Source organism: Streptomyces sp. NPDC030991 (genome assembly GCF_055571235.1).
The window spans coordinates 271,501-287,422 of the sequence record NZ_JBVIFR010000011.1 but is presented as its reverse complement, the minus strand read 5'-3'; the positions used below and the strand labels follow the sequence as shown (position 1 = coordinate 287,422).

The 15,922-nt window shown below is 68.6% G+C and carries 15 protein-coding genes and 2 pseudogenes; 11 read left to right on the top strand and 6 right to left on the bottom strand.

Translation table 11 applies throughout. From position 1 onward, the window contains the following. Positions 1–38: 38 nt before the first annotated feature. The 5 genes from ACZ45E_RS22310 to ACZ45E_RS22290 all read left to right on the top strand — a co-directional run bounded on the left by ACZ45E_RS22310 (position 39) and on the right by ACZ45E_RS22290 (position 5,460). Complete coding sequence (locus ACZ45E_RS22310; protein WP_468222988.1) at positions 39–1,289, top strand: serine hydrolase domain-containing protein; 1,251 nt, start codon at positions 39–41, stop codon at positions 1,287–1,289. A 333-nt stretch (positions 1,290–1,622) separates the two neighbouring features. After that, positions 1,623–2,189: an SMI1/KNR4 family protein gene (locus ACZ45E_RS22305; RefSeq protein ID WP_468222987.1), complete on the top strand. Its 567-nt coding sequence runs from the start codon at positions 1,623–1,625 to the stop codon at positions 2,187–2,189. Positions 2,190–2,244: 55 nt separating this feature from the next. After that, positions 2,245–3,141, top strand: coding sequence for an aminoglycoside phosphotransferase family protein (locus tag ACZ45E_RS22300; RefSeq protein ID WP_468222986.1), 897 nt, complete (start codon positions 2,245–2,247; stop codon positions 3,139–3,141). Positions 3,142–3,685: 544 nt separating this feature from the next. Further along, on the top strand, positions 3,686–5,161 hold the full coding sequence (locus ACZ45E_RS22295; protein ID WP_468222983.1) for an NF041680 family putative transposase: 1,476 nt from the start codon (positions 3,686–3,688) through the stop codon (positions 5,159–5,161). 65 nt (positions 5,162–5,226) lie between these two features. Beyond that, the gene (locus ACZ45E_RS22290) at positions 5,227–5,460 is read left to right on the top strand and encodes a hypothetical protein (RefSeq protein WP_468222981.1); all 234 of its coding nucleotides are present in this window, start codon (positions 5,227–5,229) and stop codon (positions 5,458–5,460) included. Between the two features lie 28 nt (positions 5,461–5,488). On the opposite strand, the gene ACZ45E_RS22285 is transcribed toward ACZ45E_RS22290, so the two are convergent. After that, positions 5,489–6,490, bottom strand: coding sequence for a helix-turn-helix domain-containing protein (locus ACZ45E_RS22285; protein WP_468222979.1), 1,002 nt, complete (start codon positions 6,488–6,490; stop codon positions 5,489–5,491). Positions 6,491–6,583: 93 nt separating this feature from the next. Here ACZ45E_RS22285 and ACZ45E_RS22280 point away from each other — a divergent pair, with 93 nt between their 5' ends. Beyond that, on the top strand, positions 6,584–8,080 hold the full coding sequence (locus tag ACZ45E_RS22280; protein WP_468222976.1) for an alpha/beta hydrolase: 1,497 nt from the start codon (positions 6,584–6,586) through the stop codon (positions 8,078–8,080). Positions 8,081–8,548: 468 nt separating this feature from the next. On the opposite strand, the gene ACZ45E_RS22275 is transcribed toward ACZ45E_RS22280, so the two are convergent. Beyond that, positions 8,549–9,475 (bottom strand): alpha/beta fold hydrolase, encoded by a 927-nt coding sequence (locus ACZ45E_RS22275; RefSeq protein ID WP_468222973.1) that lies wholly within the window; start codon positions 9,473–9,475, stop codon positions 8,549–8,551. 523 nt (positions 9,476–9,998) lie between these two features. Between ACZ45E_RS22275 and ACZ45E_RS22270 the strand changes: the two genes are divergently transcribed. Beyond that, positions 9,999–10,799, top strand: a complete 801-nt coding sequence (locus tag ACZ45E_RS22270) for an SDR family NAD(P)-dependent oxidoreductase (protein ID WP_468222971.1) — start codon at positions 9,999–10,001, stop codon at positions 10,797–10,799. Positions 10,800–11,203: 404 nt separating this feature from the next. Here the strand turns inward: ACZ45E_RS22270 and ACZ45E_RS22265 are convergent, their stop codons facing one another. The 4 genes and pseudogenes from ACZ45E_RS22265 to ACZ45E_RS22250 all read right to left on the bottom strand — a co-directional run bounded on the left by ACZ45E_RS22265 (position 11,204) and on the right by ACZ45E_RS22250 (position 13,762). Next, positions 11,204–11,575, bottom strand: a complete 372-nt coding sequence (locus ACZ45E_RS22265; RefSeq protein WP_468222968.1) for an SgcJ/EcaC family oxidoreductase — start codon at positions 11,573–11,575, stop codon at positions 11,204–11,206. A gap of 33 nt (positions 11,576–11,608) precedes the next feature. After that, complete coding sequence (locus ACZ45E_RS22260) at positions 11,609–12,322, bottom strand: SDR family NAD(P)-dependent oxidoreductase (RefSeq protein ID WP_468222966.1); 714 nt, start codon at positions 12,320–12,322, stop codon at positions 11,609–11,611. Between the two features lie 150 nt (positions 12,323–12,472). Further along, a pseudogene (locus ACZ45E_RS22255) lies at positions 12,473–13,388 on the bottom strand (LysR family transcriptional regulator). Further along, a complete protein-coding gene (locus ACZ45E_RS22250) occupies positions 13,385–13,762 on the bottom strand; it encodes a peptidase inhibitor family I36 protein (RefSeq protein ID WP_468222963.1) in 378 nt (125 codons plus the stop codon). Before ACZ45E_RS22250 ends, ACZ45E_RS22255 begins: the two are co-directional and overlap by 4 nt. A gap of 363 nt (positions 13,763–14,125) precedes the next feature. On the opposite strand from ACZ45E_RS22250, the gene ACZ45E_RS22245 reads away from it, so the two are divergent. From ACZ45E_RS22245 to ACZ45E_RS22230, 4 genes and pseudogenes are all read left to right on the top strand, one after another. After that, the gene (locus ACZ45E_RS22245) at positions 14,126–14,581 is read left to right on the top strand and encodes a cupin domain-containing protein (RefSeq protein WP_468222960.1); all 456 of its coding nucleotides are present in this window, start codon (positions 14,126–14,128) and stop codon (positions 14,579–14,581) included. 16 nt (positions 14,582–14,597) lie between these two features. Next, positions 14,598–14,708: pseudogene (locus ACZ45E_RS22240) on the top strand (IS5/IS1182 family transposase); the annotation flags it as partial. Between the two features lie 107 nt (positions 14,709–14,815). Next, on the top strand, positions 14,816–15,202 hold the full coding sequence (locus ACZ45E_RS22235; protein ID WP_468222958.1) for a hypothetical protein: 387 nt from the start codon (positions 14,816–14,818) through the stop codon (positions 15,200–15,202). Between the two features lie 240 nt (positions 15,203–15,442). Then, on the top strand, positions 15,443–15,811 hold the full coding sequence (locus ACZ45E_RS22230) for a hypothetical protein (RefSeq protein WP_468222956.1): 369 nt from the start codon (positions 15,443–15,445) through the stop codon (positions 15,809–15,811). Positions 15,812–15,922 lie beyond the last annotated feature (111 nt).

Below are 15,922 nucleotides of genomic sequence, written 5' to 3'. Positions count from 1 at the left end.
CACATCAGGACGTCACCAACCAGAGACAGGAATCTCTCGTGTACGAGTTCCCGCACGCTGCCAACGGTTCACGTACGTCCGCGGAGAGTGGCCGCCCGCGAGGGGAGCGCAGGCTGCGGGCCGCTGCCGTCGGGATGGTCGCCACGGTCGTGCTGAGCGCCGGTCTCACCCTGCCGGCCACGGCTGCCGGTACCGCGGACGCCTCGGCGGCGCGGGACGGGCACGAGGCCACCCGGGCGGCCCTGGAGTCGGTGGTCCAGGACGGGGTGCCCGGGGGGATCGTGCTTGCCGAGCTGGGGAACGACACCTGGGCGGGACGTGCGGGAACCGCGGATCTGACGACCGGCCGCAAGCCGCGGGCCGACGACCGCTTCCGGATCGGCTCGATCACCAAGACGTTCGTGGCGACGGTGATGCTCCAGCTGGCGGAGGAGGGGAGGCTGAGCCTGGACGACACGGTGGACCACTGGTTGCCGGGCCTGGTGCGGGGCAACGGGCACGACGGCAGCAAGATCAAGATACGGCAGCTCCTCAATCACACCAGCGGGATCTACAGCTACACCGACGACGGGGACTTCAAGCGCAAGGAGTTCGGCACCGACTTCCTCAAGCACCGGTACGACACCTGGACGCCCCGCCAGATCGTCCAACTGGCCATGAAGCACGAGCCCGTCTTCGCCCCCACCGGCGACGGCGACAAGTGGAGCTACAGCGACACCAATTACGTCATCGCCTCCATGGTGATCCAGAAGGCCACCGGACAGTCGTACGCCCATGAGATCGAGCAGCGGATCCTGCGCCCCCTGCACCTGGACTCCACCACGGTGCCGGGCACCCGCGCTCGCGTCGCGGGACCCAGCGGACGCGCCTACTCCAAGCTGACCGGGGAACTGGCCGGACCGGGGGAGCCGAACGGCGTGACCTACGACGTCACCGAACTCAACCCCTCCTTCGCGGGCGCCGCCGGAGAGATGATCTCCGACAACCACGACCTCAACCGGTTCTATCGGGCCCTGTTCTCCGGCCGGCTCCTGAAGGCGCCTCAGCTGAAGGAGATGATGACGACCGTCTCGCCCAAGGACCTGCCGAACTTCTCCTACGGCCTGGGGCTGATGAAGATGACGCTGTCGTGCGGCACCGAGATATGGGGGCACAACGGCGGTATCCAGGGCTCCATTTCGCAGTCCATGGCCACGGCCGACGGTGGGCACGTGCTGTCGCTCAACTTCAACGGCGACTGGAACGTCCACGAACAGCGGGTCGTCGACGCCGAGTTCTGTGGCTCCTGAGCACAGGTCCAACGTCAGGCGGGCGGTGCGGCTGTCCGGGCTGCGTGATTCGACGACGTGGGTGGCTGGTCGATACCGAGTCGGCTCCGGCCAGGACTGGGTGCCCGCCTGCGCGGTACCGGTGCCCTTGGCCGGGGCCGCCGTACGGTGCGTACCGTCCGAGCCGCCCTCCTGTACAGCACCGGGGCGGCCCCGCCGGGCAGCTCAGCCAGTGCCAGCGGGAATCCGGGCACGAAAGACCTTTATCAGGCCGGGCAGGTGGGCGCAGAGCAGCCCGAACGACCCGAACTAGGTCATCCTCCAGGTGGGACCGGACGAGGGTACGGTTCGGGCGTGACCGCTGATGCTGCCGCCCCGAGCGGGGCCTGGAACGGCTCCTCGGTGCGCTCTCGTGTTGCCGCGATGGCCCTGGAGGATCCCGAGCGTCGCCGCTTCGGTGCCTCGCACCACGAATACCGGCTTCAACCGCTCCTGTCGGAGGAAACGATCCGCTCCTTCGAGCAACTGCACGGCGTCACCCTCCCCGCGTCCTACCGGCGCTTCCTGGGCACGGTCGCCGGAGGTGGAGCGGGACCTCATTACGGACTGCTGGGCCTGGCAGAGGAAGTGGATGACGAAGAGACCCTGCACGACCTTCGGACCGAGTGCCTACGAGCCGGCTTCCTGGCCACCCCGTTCCCGCACACCACGGACCGGCCGGGACCGGGCAGGGGAGGCGACGCCGACTACTCGGTCGCGGGGACTCTGGTCCTCAGCGAGATCGGCTGCGGCACCTTCTCCCGCCTCGTCATCACGGGCACAAACGCCGGACAGGTCTGGTTCGACGACCGGTCCTGGGGCGGCCTGACCCCAGGACCGGACTTCCACGACTGGTACACCGCGTGGCTGGCATCGCAGTAGATCTGGAATACGGTCTCGGGCGTTGCGCATTGGACTGGTGGAAGGACCGGCGAGAATGACCATGCACGAGGACCAAGTGGTCGTGACCACCGAAATCGTTGCGACCTTGATCCAAGAACAGTTCCCGCAGTGGAGCGGCAAGGCGATCCGACTCGTGTCGTCCACCGGGACGGTCAACGCCATCTTCCGCATCGGGAACGACCTCTCCGCGCGTTTCCCACTGCGTCTGGCCGATGCCGCCGAGGCGCTGGCGGTTCTGGAACAGGAAGCCCGGGCAAGCGCGGAGCTGGCGCAGGTGTCTCGGTTCCCCGCCCCGGAACCCGTCGCCCTGGGAAAGCCTGGAGCGAGTTACCCCATGCCGTGGTCGGTCCAGACCTGGCTGCCGGGAACGGCCGCCTCTGAGGCCGACCCGAGTGCATCCGACGCTTTTGCCGAGGACCTTGCGACCTTCATCGCGGCCCTGCGGGACGCCGAGACGCGGGGGCGGCATTTCAGCGGTGAAAACCGTGGCGGCGTTCTCGCTCACCACGACGACTGGATGGAGAAGTGCTTCGAGGAGAGCCATGAGTTGCTCGATGTGCCCCGGCTGCGCCAGATATGGAGCCACCTTCGGGAGTTGCCGCGCACGGGCGCCGACGTCATGAGCCATGGTGACTTGATTCCCGGCAATGTACTGGTCTCGGGGGACCGGCTCAGCGGCGTACTCGACACCGGCGGCTTCGGCCCGGCTGACCCCGCGCTGGATCTGGTCAGCGCCTGGCATCTGTTGCAGCCAGGCCCGCGAGAAGTGCTCCGACGGGCGTTGGCCTGCGACGATCTGGAGTGGGAACGCGGCAAAGCCTGGGCGTTCGAACAGGCGATGGGTCTTGTCTGGTACTACGTCGAGAGCAATCCAACGATGAGCAAACTGGGGCGCCGGACACTCGACCGCATTCTGAACTCGACGAAGTGATGTCGCCCCGACCGTTTCGCAGTACCGGCGTGCAACGGAACCGTGTTCAGCGAAGAGCCAGGCTGAACCGTCGCCCTGCGCACCGAAGCAGTACGCCTGCGCCTGGCCGTACTGGCTGCTCAGAGCGGTACACCACTGCAGTACCTCATCGCTGCGCTCGCCCTCGCACGGCTCACTCGTCCCTCGATGGCTGCACAACCTCACGATGCCATGGCGGGATCCGCACGGACTGAGAGCCTGTCTTTGAACCCCCGTCGTCCGCGCGTAGCGCGGGCGCAGCGGCGGTCGGTGCGTGCGATCGGCGTGCGGCGTCCCAGGTCATGTGGCGGAGCCACCTGTCCTGGGACGCCGTGCGGTGAGCGTGCGTGCCGGGCGTCGGGGCGCAGACGGGGGTTCAAAGACAGGCTCTGAGCTTGTCGTTTAACGTCCAGCGTCGAACGCGGCTCGAACTTGATCAGCGTTCTCGCAGTTCGGCGGACGTGTAAGCGGCCTTCGTCTGATCCTGTGCTCCGTCACAGAGTGGATCAGCGCGAAGGCCGTGGTCGTGAGTTTGGTGCATCAGGGCGTCCTGCGGGATGCGCTCGCGGAAGTGTCACGCTTCCGGTCGGAGTTGTATGCGTGTCTGACCGCGCGGGGCGACGCGTTGTTCGAGTTGTGCGACGCGCTGCTGTGCACGGACGGGCCGGTGCGGACGCTGGTTGATCTCGCGCTCGCGCCCGAACACCGCCGAGGTCACGGGGCTCTGTACGGCGGACTCAACCAGGGCCGGATCGACGTCGCACGGCTGCGTCGTGCCGTGACCGAGGTGCCGCTGCCGAGGGCGGCGGACGGTCGGCTCGTACTAGCCGTCGATGTCTCGCCGTGGCTGCGACCGGACGCCAACACCTCTGCCAACCGTGCCTTTTGCCACACCTTCGGCCGGGGCGAGGGCAAGCATCAGATGGTGCCGGGCTGGCCGTACTCGGTGGTGGCTGCGCTGGAGACCGGCCGCACGTCCTGGACGGCGGTGCTGGACGCTGTCCGCCTGGAGCCCGGCGCCGACGTCGCCGCCGTGACCACGGTGCAGATCCGCGAGGTCGTCGAGCGGCTAGTCACCGCCGGCCAGTGGCGACCGGGTGACCCGGAGGTCCTGGTCGTGCTGGACGCCGGATACGACGCCCCGCGCATCGCCCACCTGCTGAGTGACCTGCCCGTCGAGATCCTCGGCCGACTCCGTTCAGACCGGGTGATGCGGCGTCCGACACCCTCCCGCGAAGAGTTCCACCTGGCCAACCCCAAGGGCGGCCGGCCGCCCAAGCACGGCGGCGAGTTCGTCTTCGGCGACCCCACGACCTGGAACACCGAGCAGGCCGTGACGGCCACGGAAACCCGGCTCTACGGGAAGGCGACCGCGCAGGCATGGGACCGGCTGCACCCGCGGCTTACCCACCGGGCCGCATGGCTCGACCACAACGGGCCGCTGCCCATCATCGAGGGCACCGTCATCCGCCTGGCCGTGGAGAAGCTGCCCAGCGGCGGAGTCAACAGGCCGGTCTGGCTGTGGTGGTCGCGAATCGGCGCCACCGAAGCGGACGTCGACCGCTGCTGGCAGTCCTTCCTCCGCCGCTTCGACATCGAGCACACATTCCGCCTGTTCAAGCAGACCCTCGGGTGGACCAAGCCCCGGCTCCGCAGCTCGGAAGCGGCCGACCGGTGGACCTGGCTCGTCATCGCCGCCTATGCCCAGCTCCGGATCGCCCGCCCGCTGGCCACCGACCTTCGCAGGCCCTGGGAAAAGCCGACCGAGCCGAACAAAATGACACCCGGCCGCGTCCGCAGAGGGTTCAGAAACCTGCACGCGAAGACCGGCTCACCCGTCGGCGCACCGAAACCCTCCCGTCCCGGCCCAGGCCGACCGCCCGGCTCGAAGAACCGCTATCCGGCTATCCGTCATGACGTGGGACGCGTCCTCGCCACCGGCGAGGCATACAGCCGTCCCGCCCACCACAAGGTGGGCACCAAACCTCGCAGAACAGGCTGACGAGTGACACAGAGGGCCAGCACACTGAGCGCATGCGCTATGAGGAGAGAGCCAAGCTCACAGTCGTGAAAGTCCTGGTCCCGCTGGCCGTCCTTGTCGCCTCACCAGTGCTGCTGATAGCAGGAGCACCGTTCCGCCGCCGCTATCTCCGCTACGTCTACCGCGATGAGGCCCCGCAGATCCTGGACAAGGAGCGAGGTCGGGTCAGCGCCCACTACTTCGTGGTCATCAACCCAGTTCTGCAGTGGCTCTGCTGGCCCACAGAATCACTCGCCCGTCTCATCGAGAGCCGAGGTTAAACGACAAGCTGAGGGTGAGAACTCGAGCTCAGGCCGCGAGTCGCGGGTTCAGTGCCGCGAGCAGCCAGTCGTGCGCGGTGCCAGGGGTCGGTTCCGGGCGGCCGCCCTGCGGGGTGTGCAGGACCGCCACCAGCTCCCAGTAGCCGTCGAGCCGTGGGTCGGCCGACAGTTGCCGGGCCAGTTCGCGGCGGAACGACGGCGTGTCGCGGCTGCCGTGCACCCTCGCGTACGTCGTCACGAAACAGTCCAGTGCGTCGCCCGCCTCGGGGTCCGCGCCCGCGCGCATCCTCGGGGCGGCCAGGTCGTAGGCCTCTGCGAGCCCGGCGTAGAGCAGTGCGGACTCCCGCGCGCCCGCGGCCCGGTGCGCGGCGGGCTGGGTGGGGCGTGCCGCCGGGCCGGGCGGGCAGGGGCGCGTGACCAGGGCGCACAGCTGGGCGAAGGCGAGCACCTGCGCCGGTGACGGGGCGTCGGGGGGCTGCGGGACAGCGGCGTCGAGGAAGGCGGCCCGCGCCTTCCGTGGCATCCGCGGGGGCAGCCAGGCCCGCCAGAAGCCGGCCAGCGGCGCCGTGTTCGGCGGCGTGCCCAGCGCGCCCACGAGCCGCAGCCGCTCCGCGCGCTCGGTCGGGGCGGACTCCTGGACCAGCCGCAATGCGGACTCCTGCCAGCGCAGCGCGCTCATCCGCGAGCCGAGCGTGCGCAGCTGTCCCGCCACGGCGTCCTCCAGTACCCCGTGCGAACCGGCCCGTTCGTCGACGATGCGGCCTACCTCCGGGACGGATAGGCCCAGGTTGCGCAGGGAGCGGATGAACGCGAGCCGCTCAAGGGCTTGGGGGGCGTAGCGGCGGTGCCCGCCGGCGCTGCGCCCGTGCTGTGGCAGCAGACCGTTGTCGGAGTAGAAGCGGACGGTCTTCACGGTGGTGCCCGCCCGCTCGGCGAGCTCGCCGATGGTCCATAGATCGTCGGTCGTCGACGCGGAGCCGGACCCGGGGTCGGAATCGGGCTCGGAACGGGGCTCGGGTGGCAGCGGCAATTGAATCTCCCTCAGGGGGAGTTCCTAATCTAGCGCCACCGCGGCGGGCGGCTGGACCAGCCGCCGACGACGGAGTCCCGAGGAGTGTGGGTAATGACGGAATTCGTGCTGGTTCCCGGGCCGTTCACCGGCCCGCGGGTGTGGCGGGCCACGGCTGAGCATCTCATCGCCCGAGGAGCGAAGACACACCTCGTGGACCTCGGCCCGGCCGCCGATCTGGAGACACATATCGCCCGTGTGGTCGAGACCGTCGACGCGATCGGTGGGGCAGGCGGTGCGCGGGACATCGTCCTGGTGGGGCACGACTACGGCATGTACCCGGCGGTGGGCGCGGCAGACCGGCGCGCGGACCGGGTCATGCGGACCGTCTACGTCGACACGGCTCCCGCACAGGACGGGACGCCGGCGCTGACGGCCCTCTCCCACCACGAGGTCCGCGAGCGGCTCGCCGCCACCGAGGACACGACAGGTGAACTGCCGCCGCCCACACGGGAGGAGTGGCAGCACTGGGGAAGCACGGCGGGCCTGTCCGACGACGACCTCGACCTGCTGACCGCCTCCGCCGCGGCCCAGCCGCTCGGCACGCTGACCCAGCCGTTGCGGCTGTCCGGCGCATCGGATTCCCTTCCGAGCACCGGTGTGCTCTGCACGGAGAGCGGCGCGACCATCGCCACCGTCCGCATGCTGACGCAGTTCGGCGATCCCGTGCTCAAGGCCCTGGCCAGGCCCGATGTCACCTTCTTCGAACTGCCCACCGGACATTGGCCGATGCTGTCGTGCTCCGGGGACCTCGCCGATGTGCTGCTCGCGGCCGCCGCGGGAGAAGGGACCGGCCTCATGACACCGCAGGAGGAACCGGAGACGCCCGGCTATCTGCGCCCCTTCCTCTTCGACGTGCCGCGGATTCCGCGCGAACGCCGCGGCACGATCGATCTGTACGTACCTGAGGGCATGGCGACGGGGCCGCGGCCCGCGATCGTGTTCGTGCACGGCGGCCCGGTGCCGGCCGCGGTCGAGCCCACTCCCCGGGACTGGACGACGTTCGTCTCGTACGGGCGCTACGCGGCGGAGCAGGGCGTGATCGGGGTGACGCTCGACCACAGGCTGCACGACGTCGGCGCCTATCCGACGGCCGCCGGGGACCTGGCCGCCGCGGTGGCCCAGGTGCGCGCCGACCCCCGCGTCGACGCGGAACGGATCGCGCTGTGGTTCTTCTCCGGCAGCGGGCCGATGACGGCCCCGTGGCTGAGCGAGCCGCAACCGTGGCTGCGCTGCCTGGCCGCCTGTTACCCGATCATGTCGCCGCTCCCGGGCTGGGGCGTGGACGACCCCCGATTCCGGCCCGCGGAGATCGTGGCGCGCGGCGGCGAACTGCCGTTCATCCTGGTCCGGGCGGGTCTGGAAACCTCCGCGATCGCGGCGACCGTGGCCGAGTTCGTCGCGGCGGCCGAGACGGGCGGCGCCCCGCTCGACGTGCTGGATGTGCCCGACGGACACCACGGCTTCGAAGGCCTCGACCACACCGACCACGCGCGCAGGGCCGTGCGGGAGGCGATGCGGCGGGTGCTGGAACGACTCGGGGACGGCTGACTCGGCTCAGGGTTGACGACCGGTGGCCCGTCGGCCGACAGGCCGACTGCGGAGGGCGCCCGGCTGGTCGCGCGGGTCGTGCACAGCTGCCCGTCCGAGCGCGCCGCGAACTGGCAGCTGCGGGTCCGCCAGGTGCTCGGCCCTACCCTGTCGGCACAGGAAGTGGACCGGGTCATGCCAACCGGCGCCGACCGGGTCGACGGCCATATGTACCCCGCGCCGCCAGTTCGCCACCATGGGCGCGGCCGCGGGCCTGTGCCTGTTCGCCTGGTGGGCCGTGCAACCGGTCGGCCCTGCCTGCCCGGAAGGGCTGGCCTTGTCCTCCGATCCGTACGGCAGCGCACGCCGATCCCGAGCACCGACACCCCGGAAGAGCACGCCGCGCGCCGGCCGGGCCGTCGACTTCCGCTCACCGAGGCAGGCGGGCCGCCTCCTCGGTCCGCCCGCCTGCCCTCCCGTTCCCTTCCCCTACGCTCCGGTGCCGCCCGCTCCGGTGGTGGTATCCCGTACGAACCCGAGAACCTCGGCACTGAAGGTCTCGGGCTCTTCGATGTGGCCCAGATGACCGCTGTGCTCCAGCACCACCAGCCGGGAATCGGGGATCAGTTCATCGAGCTCCCGGGACCAGCGCGGTCCGCAGATCACGTCGTGCCGGCCCACCATCACCAGCGCCGGCACCGCCAGTTCCTTGAGGGCGGCACGGTCGTCGATGAGGTCGGGGGAGAGGTTCTCGTCGAATCCTGAGACGTACGTGGCCCGCAGCGCGTCACGGACCGGTGAGTAACGCTCCTCATCACCCCAGTAGTCCGCAAAGTACGACGGCAGAACACCCCGGGCGACGGCCAGGGTCGAGGCGTCGTCGGTGATGTCGCCCATCGCGCCGAACGCGTCGAGCACGGCGGGCAGCCCGGGGTGACCGGCGTGCGCGGCGGCGAACGCCCGTACCCTGACGCTCGCTTCCTCGCCGTGCTCCGGTCCGGTCACCGGCGCACCCCCGTACAGGATGACGCCCGACAGCCGGTCGGCGCGGTACAGGGCGTGGTAGGCCGCGACGAGGGCGCCGTGGGAGTGGCCCAGTAGATGCACCGTCGGCACCTCCAGACGGTTGATCAGCACTTCCAGGAAGCGGCTGTAGCGGTCCCGGGTGTAGCCGTGCGGATGGGACGGCAGCCGCCCTGAGTCCCCCGTGCCGACAGGCTCCACGTAGACCATGGTCAGGTGTCGTTCCAGAAGCGGCATGCGCATGTACTCCCAGAAGATGCCAGGACCGCCGGAGTGCGCCACGCAGACGGGGCCGTCGCCGTACACGTGGTAGCGCTGGGCGACACCGCCGATCCTGAAGGTGTGGGTGCCGGGGGAGAGCGGGCCGGCGTCCGGGTGAGCGAGGGTGCTCATGGCGATCTCCGTGGGGTGTGAGGCGCTGGGTGGGGGCGTGCGGAAGCTGCCGCGCTGACACGGCGCGGGGGTCGGTAGCGGCGTTCGCCCTCCGCGAGGTCGAGCCGACGTCGACGCAGCTATGGATGTCGTAGGGCCGAGTGCGGAGGCGCCTGTGGCCAGGCCCATCGCCTTGCCGGAAGTGCGCCTGTCGATCATGTGAGACCTTCCGTACGTCGTTCTCCGCGGGATAGGTGTACGTCCACGTCAGGGCGATTGGCGTGTCCGGTGCCGTCGACTTTGACACACCATGGCGTCACCAGTCAAGACGGTGACGTAGGGCGGGTGCGTGGAACTACTACTCGCGCCCGGCCCTGGATCTGGGGCTGTGAACCCAAGGTCACACGCCCCCATCTGTGACTCTCCGGTGCAGTCGCGGGCTCACTGTTCAGTGCAAGAAGTCTACAGACGTATACTTGTTGGAGATGGCACACTCTTTCGGCCGCAACGGCCCGGGCTGGAAGCTCAAGCGAAGGACGTAGACATGGACCTGCATCTGACCGGAAAGCGCGCGCTTGTCACGGGATCGAGCGGGGGACTCGGCGAGGCCACGGTGAAGCTGCTGGCGGCCGAGGGTGCCGCGATCGTGGTCCACGGTCGGGACAAGGAGCGTACGGAGAAGGTCGCCCGTGAGGTCCGGGCGGCGGGCGGGAGCGCCACCACGGTCCTGGGTGACCTGGCCGACGACGGGGCCGCGGCCGAGGTCGCCCGGGCGGCCACCGCGGACGGTCCTGTCGACATCCTCGTCAACAACGCCGGCTTCTACCGGCATCTGTCATGGGCGGAGGCGACCCCCGACGAATGGCGTGACACCTACAACGTCAACGTGGTGTCGGGGGTGCGGATGATCCGGCACCTGGTCCCTGCGATGCGCGAACGCGGCTGGGGCCGGGTGATCACCATCGGCGGCGGCCTCGCCTCCCAGCCGATGAACACCCACCCGCAGTACAACGCCACCCTGGCGGCCCGGCACAATCTCGCCGTGTCGCTGGCCCGTGACCTGAAGGGCACCGGCGTCACCTCCAACGTGGTCTCGCCCGGGGCCGTCCTTGTCGAGGCCACCAGGGAGCTCGTTAGCCACATCGGTCCCGCCCGCGGCTGGGGCGACACCTGGGAGGAGATCCGGCCCAATGCCGTCGAGGCTCTCATCCCCAACGACCAGGAACGCTTCGGCGAGCCGGAGGAGATCGCCGGGGCCGTGGCCTACCTGTGCAGCGACTACGCCCCGTACATCAGCGGCGCCACCATTCGTGTCGACGGCGGGCTCATCCGCTCCGCCTTCTGAACTATTCGCTGGTGCCCTCCGCGCCGGCGACAGGTCCGCCTCCGTGACCTGCTTCTCGGGTAAGAGGCGGGAGCATGGCTGTCAGCGGACCCGCGAGGCCATCGCTGCCGGCCTCGGCGAGTGCGGTGGTGCCGGCGAGGGTCCGCAACTGCAAGGTCCCAGCGGCCAGGGCCGGCCCGAGGTGAGCGCGTGCCTGCGCCTCGAGACCCTCCAGCGACCCCGCCCCGCTCGGCGGAGGATCGTGCCATCGCGCCCGACAGATCACGGCGCTCGTCACCACCACGGTTCGCGGCCCGAAGGCCTGGTTCACGGCCTGGGCGAACAGCCGGTCCTTCGAATCGCGGTAACGGTTGATCATCATCGCGGGCCCACAGGCATGCTGTACGACGACGAGGCGCCGGGCCTCAGGTGAGGCGGGAGACCTGGTAGTGACTGAGGTACCAGGCGTCGCCCACGCGAGATGCGAGGACCGAGAGTCTGGCGTCCAGCGTGGGCCGGTCGGTGAAGGAGAACTCGACGTCCAGGTAACCGAGGAGGACGCCGTCGGCAAGGCGCCTGGTCTCCAGGATGCGGTACTCCGCCTTCAGCCCGGGGGGCTGGGAGCCGTAGTACGCGGCGACGCCCTGCCGTCCGACGCTGTAGGGCTGCAGCCCCTGGAAGACGGCGTCCTCGGTGAAGAGGGAGGCGACGTGCTCGGGCTGATGGGCGTCGACGGCGGCCTTCCACTTGTCGAGGACCGAGCTCAGGACGGCCTTGTCGTCCGGTGTGGTGTTCATGGCGTGCTCCTCGGGCCGTGCTCTGTGTGCTTGTCAGTGTCTGGCGCTCATACCACCGTCGACGTGCAGGATCTCGCCGGTGACGAACGGAGCTGTCTCCAGGTAGAGCACCGCATCCACGATGTCGCTCACTTCGCCCATCCGCCCCACCGGGTGCAGTGCGGCGAGGAACTCATGGGCCTCCTCGCCGTGCATCGGGGTCTTGATGGTGCCGGGCGAGACGGCGTTGACACGGACACCCCGGGTCGCGTACTCGATGGCGAGGGACTTGGTGGCGGACTGCAGGCCGCCCTTCGTCAACGAGGCCAGGACCGAGGGGACGTTGGCGTCCGCGTTGTCTACGAGACTGGTCGTGATGTTGATGATGTGTCCGCCACCCTGGGCGAGGAGGTGCGGGACGGCTTTCTGGGTGATGTGGAAAAAGCCGGCGACATTGATACCCGTCACCGTCGCGTAGTCCTCAGCCGTGTAGTCGGTGAACGGCTTGGCGACGAAGATGCCCGCGTTGTTGACCAGGGTGTCGATCCGGCCGAACCGTTCGACGGCGGCGGCGACCACTCGCTCCGCGGTGCCCGGATCGGCGAGGTCGCCCTGCACGGTGAGGACATCGGCGTCGTCGGCCGGGGCAATGGTGCGCGAGGTGGCGACGACGGCGTACCCGAGCTTGCGGTAGGCGTCGACGAGGGCGGCGCCGATGCCCTGCGACGCTCCGGTGATGACTGCGACCTTCTGACTCCGAGTGCTCATGATGACCCGTTCCGAAGAAGATGACCGATCACTAGACGACCGGTCGGTTAATTGGACGGCAGATCGACGCGACAGCAACGTCAAAGGCCGTAAGGGGATTTGGCGTGACCCGTTTCCTCCTGTCTGCGAGGCTCAGGCTCGCAGCACAGGTCAGCCGCGCAGGGCGTGGGGATCGTCGGCCGGCAGCCAGGCGTCCGGGGCATGGATCCCGAGGTCTCCGACGCCGTCGCACAGCGCGTCGACGGTGGCGAGGACCCCGGCCCGCTCTTCGTTCTCCCGCCAGACAAGCGACCAGGTCCAGTACGGCTTCGGTGTGACGATCTCGCGGCGGACCAGATCCTGGGGGAGCGGAGTCTGCCGGCCCTTGGGGGAGTTGAGGACCGGACGGTGGCACCGGCGGACGTGGTCGAAGAAGGCGGGGCCGGTGATGGCGCCGTCGGAGATGCGTACGGTGCGGGCCCCGGTGGCTTGCGACAGCTCCTCGGCGTACACGTTCCAGGAGGCCCAGGAGGTGAAGTCGTCATCGATCAGGACATCGGTGTCCCGGGCCGCCACGACCGGTACGTCGTCGCTGTCGCCGTCCCTTTGCGACGGCGTGCAGCCGGTCGGCCCCGAGCAGCCGGGCCCGCACCCCGAGCCGGTCGAGGTCCGTGGTCCGCACCCAGCAGACGGCCAGGTCCAGACTGCCGTCAGCAACCCGGGCAGCCTGTGTGTGCGAGGGCGCGATCCACGCATCGACGTGCACCTGAGCCACTGCTGCCGTCCGCGACGTCAGGTCCGGCGGGAGCCAACTGACGTAGCCGAGCCGTACCGATTCCGAGCCCGACAGTCGGCCGGCCCGGCGCTTGAGGTCATCGGCCCGGCCCGGCAGGGCACGAGTGTCCGGGAGCAGGGCCGCGCCGGCCGGGGTGAGGGAGACCGAGCGGCGGTCCCGGTCGAACAGTCGGGCGCCCAGATCCCGTTCGAGGGCCTTGATCTGCTGGGAGAGTGAGGGGCCGGCAATCCTGAGCCGCTCGGCGGCCCGGCCGAAGTTCAGCTCGCGCCTCTGCGCCGGGCTCGTGGTCAGCAGCCGTTGTGTTTGACCGAACTGATCCTGTCGTTCCAGTAGGGGTCGGGGTTCCTCATGTCGGCGATCGACGTGTGAGGGGCGATCTCGAATCTGTCACCGCCGAAACCGTTGTCCACGTACAGGCAGAACGGGGTGCCGGTGAAGTTCTGTATGGACGACACCTTGTCTTGGAGATCGAAGCCCGACAGGTTCTCGGTGTCCTGCCAATAGCCCAGGCAGCCGTTCTTGCCGCTGTAGTTGACGTTGTCCCAGAGCACGAGCGCACCGTCGCAAGAAGCGGAGGGGGCCGCGGTCGCAGGTGTGATGCAGAAGGCCAACGCCCCTGCCGCGCCGACAGCCAGTGTGGTGATGGTTCGCAGAAGCATGGTCACCCAATCGTTTCGAGGAATGGCGCAGGGAAAAAGGCGCTGCCGCCCGTATGCAGACCGAACATGTACACGGCTTGCGAATGGGACCGGATCCGTACCACGACCTGCAACGCCCCTGCCGCCGGGCGAGTTCGCCGCACAGAGGATGGAGCAACTTGAGGGACTCGTCAACGTCGTTCCGGATGGACATGTTCTGCCTGCCTGTCTGTCCCTGTCAAACCTGTTGCCACACATTGCGGTCGGTCAACGCACACACATGTGGCTGAGTGTGCACCTTGTGTGTCTCGCTGACGGTCGATATGTTGGCAGGGCCGAAGGAACAGCCATCCTGTCCAGTTTGGCTACTGCCACCTACAGGGAGAACCTGTGACGATCGATCGACGCTCCCTTCTCCGTACCAGCGGTGTCGCGGCCGCCGGCGCCCTCGGTGCCGCCGCTCTCTCCTCGACCGCTCGGGCCGCCGACCTGGCCCACGGCCCGCACCCGGCCGACCCCGGTTCGACCGACGGTGTGACCAGGACCTTGCTGCAGGAGCACCCATCCCCGGCCGAGGGCTGGGAGACGGTGCAGACGCTGGTGCAGATCCCTCGGCACAAGGAGTCGGGTCGGCACAGTCACCCCGGAGTGGAGGTCGGCTACATCATCCGTGGTGACGTCCTCATGAAGTTCGACGACAGGCCTTCGATCCGGCTGCGTACGGGAGATCCCTTCTTCATCCCTTCCGGGGTCATCCACAACGCCGTCAACGTCGGCAAGGTGACGACGATGATGCTCTCCACTTATGTCGTCGACGAGGACGAGCCGCTGGTGACGACGTACTAGGACATGATGGTGGGCGTTGTTCAGACGAGTGGTGGCGCCGACGGCGGTCATGCGTGCGCAGGGCGGTGGCCGGCGGTGGTCTGGTGACCATGAAGCGCTGGCAGCGATCATCTTCGTGGCGACGTCGATGTCCGAATCAGTACTTACGCGTGTTCGTTGAACCCGCAAATGTGTAGCGCACACCTCGACTCCGCTGCAGGCAGCGAGCCCGAGCGACACATACCAGGAGTGCACATGAGCAGAGTGTGGAAACGCCGTCTCGTAGGAACGTCAGCCGTTATATGCGGAGGGGCGGTGCTCGCGGGCGCCGGTCTGTCCGCACCCGCTTCGGCCGTCGAGGTCGGAGGAATCGCCTTCTACTCGACCCACGACTTCAGCGGTACGGAAGTGCGTGCCGACCTCGCGAACTACGAGTGCCACAACCTGTCGCAGGCCATGTACTCGGTGCAGAACTTCTCTCTCACCCAGTACGTGGACGTGTACTACAAAGCCGACTGCACGCCGGGCGTGCCCGACTCCCCCTACACCGACGCCGTGCTCCGGCTGGACGGCCTCAGGCAGAGCGGCACCGAGATCGCCTCAGGATTCCGTAGCTACCGTGTGCTCAGCGAGGCTCCGTAGCCAGAGCTCCGGAACGCCGTGCCGTCGCCCTGCGGCAAGGCACGTAGAACAGCCGCAACAGGGACGACCTGGCCTGGGTCGTCTGACAGCGCAACTCGCCCGAATGGCAGTTCACCGACGCCGAGTTCGCGCAGACCGCACAGTTGTGGACCCACCTCGACCACGTCGAGGTCGTACTGCATATCCGGTTTGACCGGTCCCCTGAAATCCAACGAAACCCTTTCGGGTGGAGGAGTTATCATGAAGCTGTCGAAAAAGGCCATGGCGAGTGCCGGTATCGCGATGACGGCGGGTGCCCTGATCGCATCCGTGACAACGGCCCCCGCGTCGGCCGCCCCCGCGGCAAGCGCCATCAAGCTGTGCCAGGACTCCTACAATTCCACGAACCGCTGCGACTACGAGTACGACGCCTTCTCGAACCTGAGCAACGGCAGCGACGGAAACTTCCAGGACAGCGTCTCCTACATCAGTAACTACTCGGGGCGGACATGGTGCCTCTTCACGGATAACAACTACGGCGGGATCCAGGGCGTGTTCCAGAACAACTACACGTGGAACACGCTCAGTTACCCCTACAACGACTCCATCTCCTCCGGTCGCCCCTGCTGACCCAGAGCTGTCCACGGCGGGCCGACGATCCGGCACGGACGGCGGCCCGCCCACAACTCTCCCCGCTGAGTCAGGAACGGTGAAGACGATCCGTGATCGCGTGGTACTGGC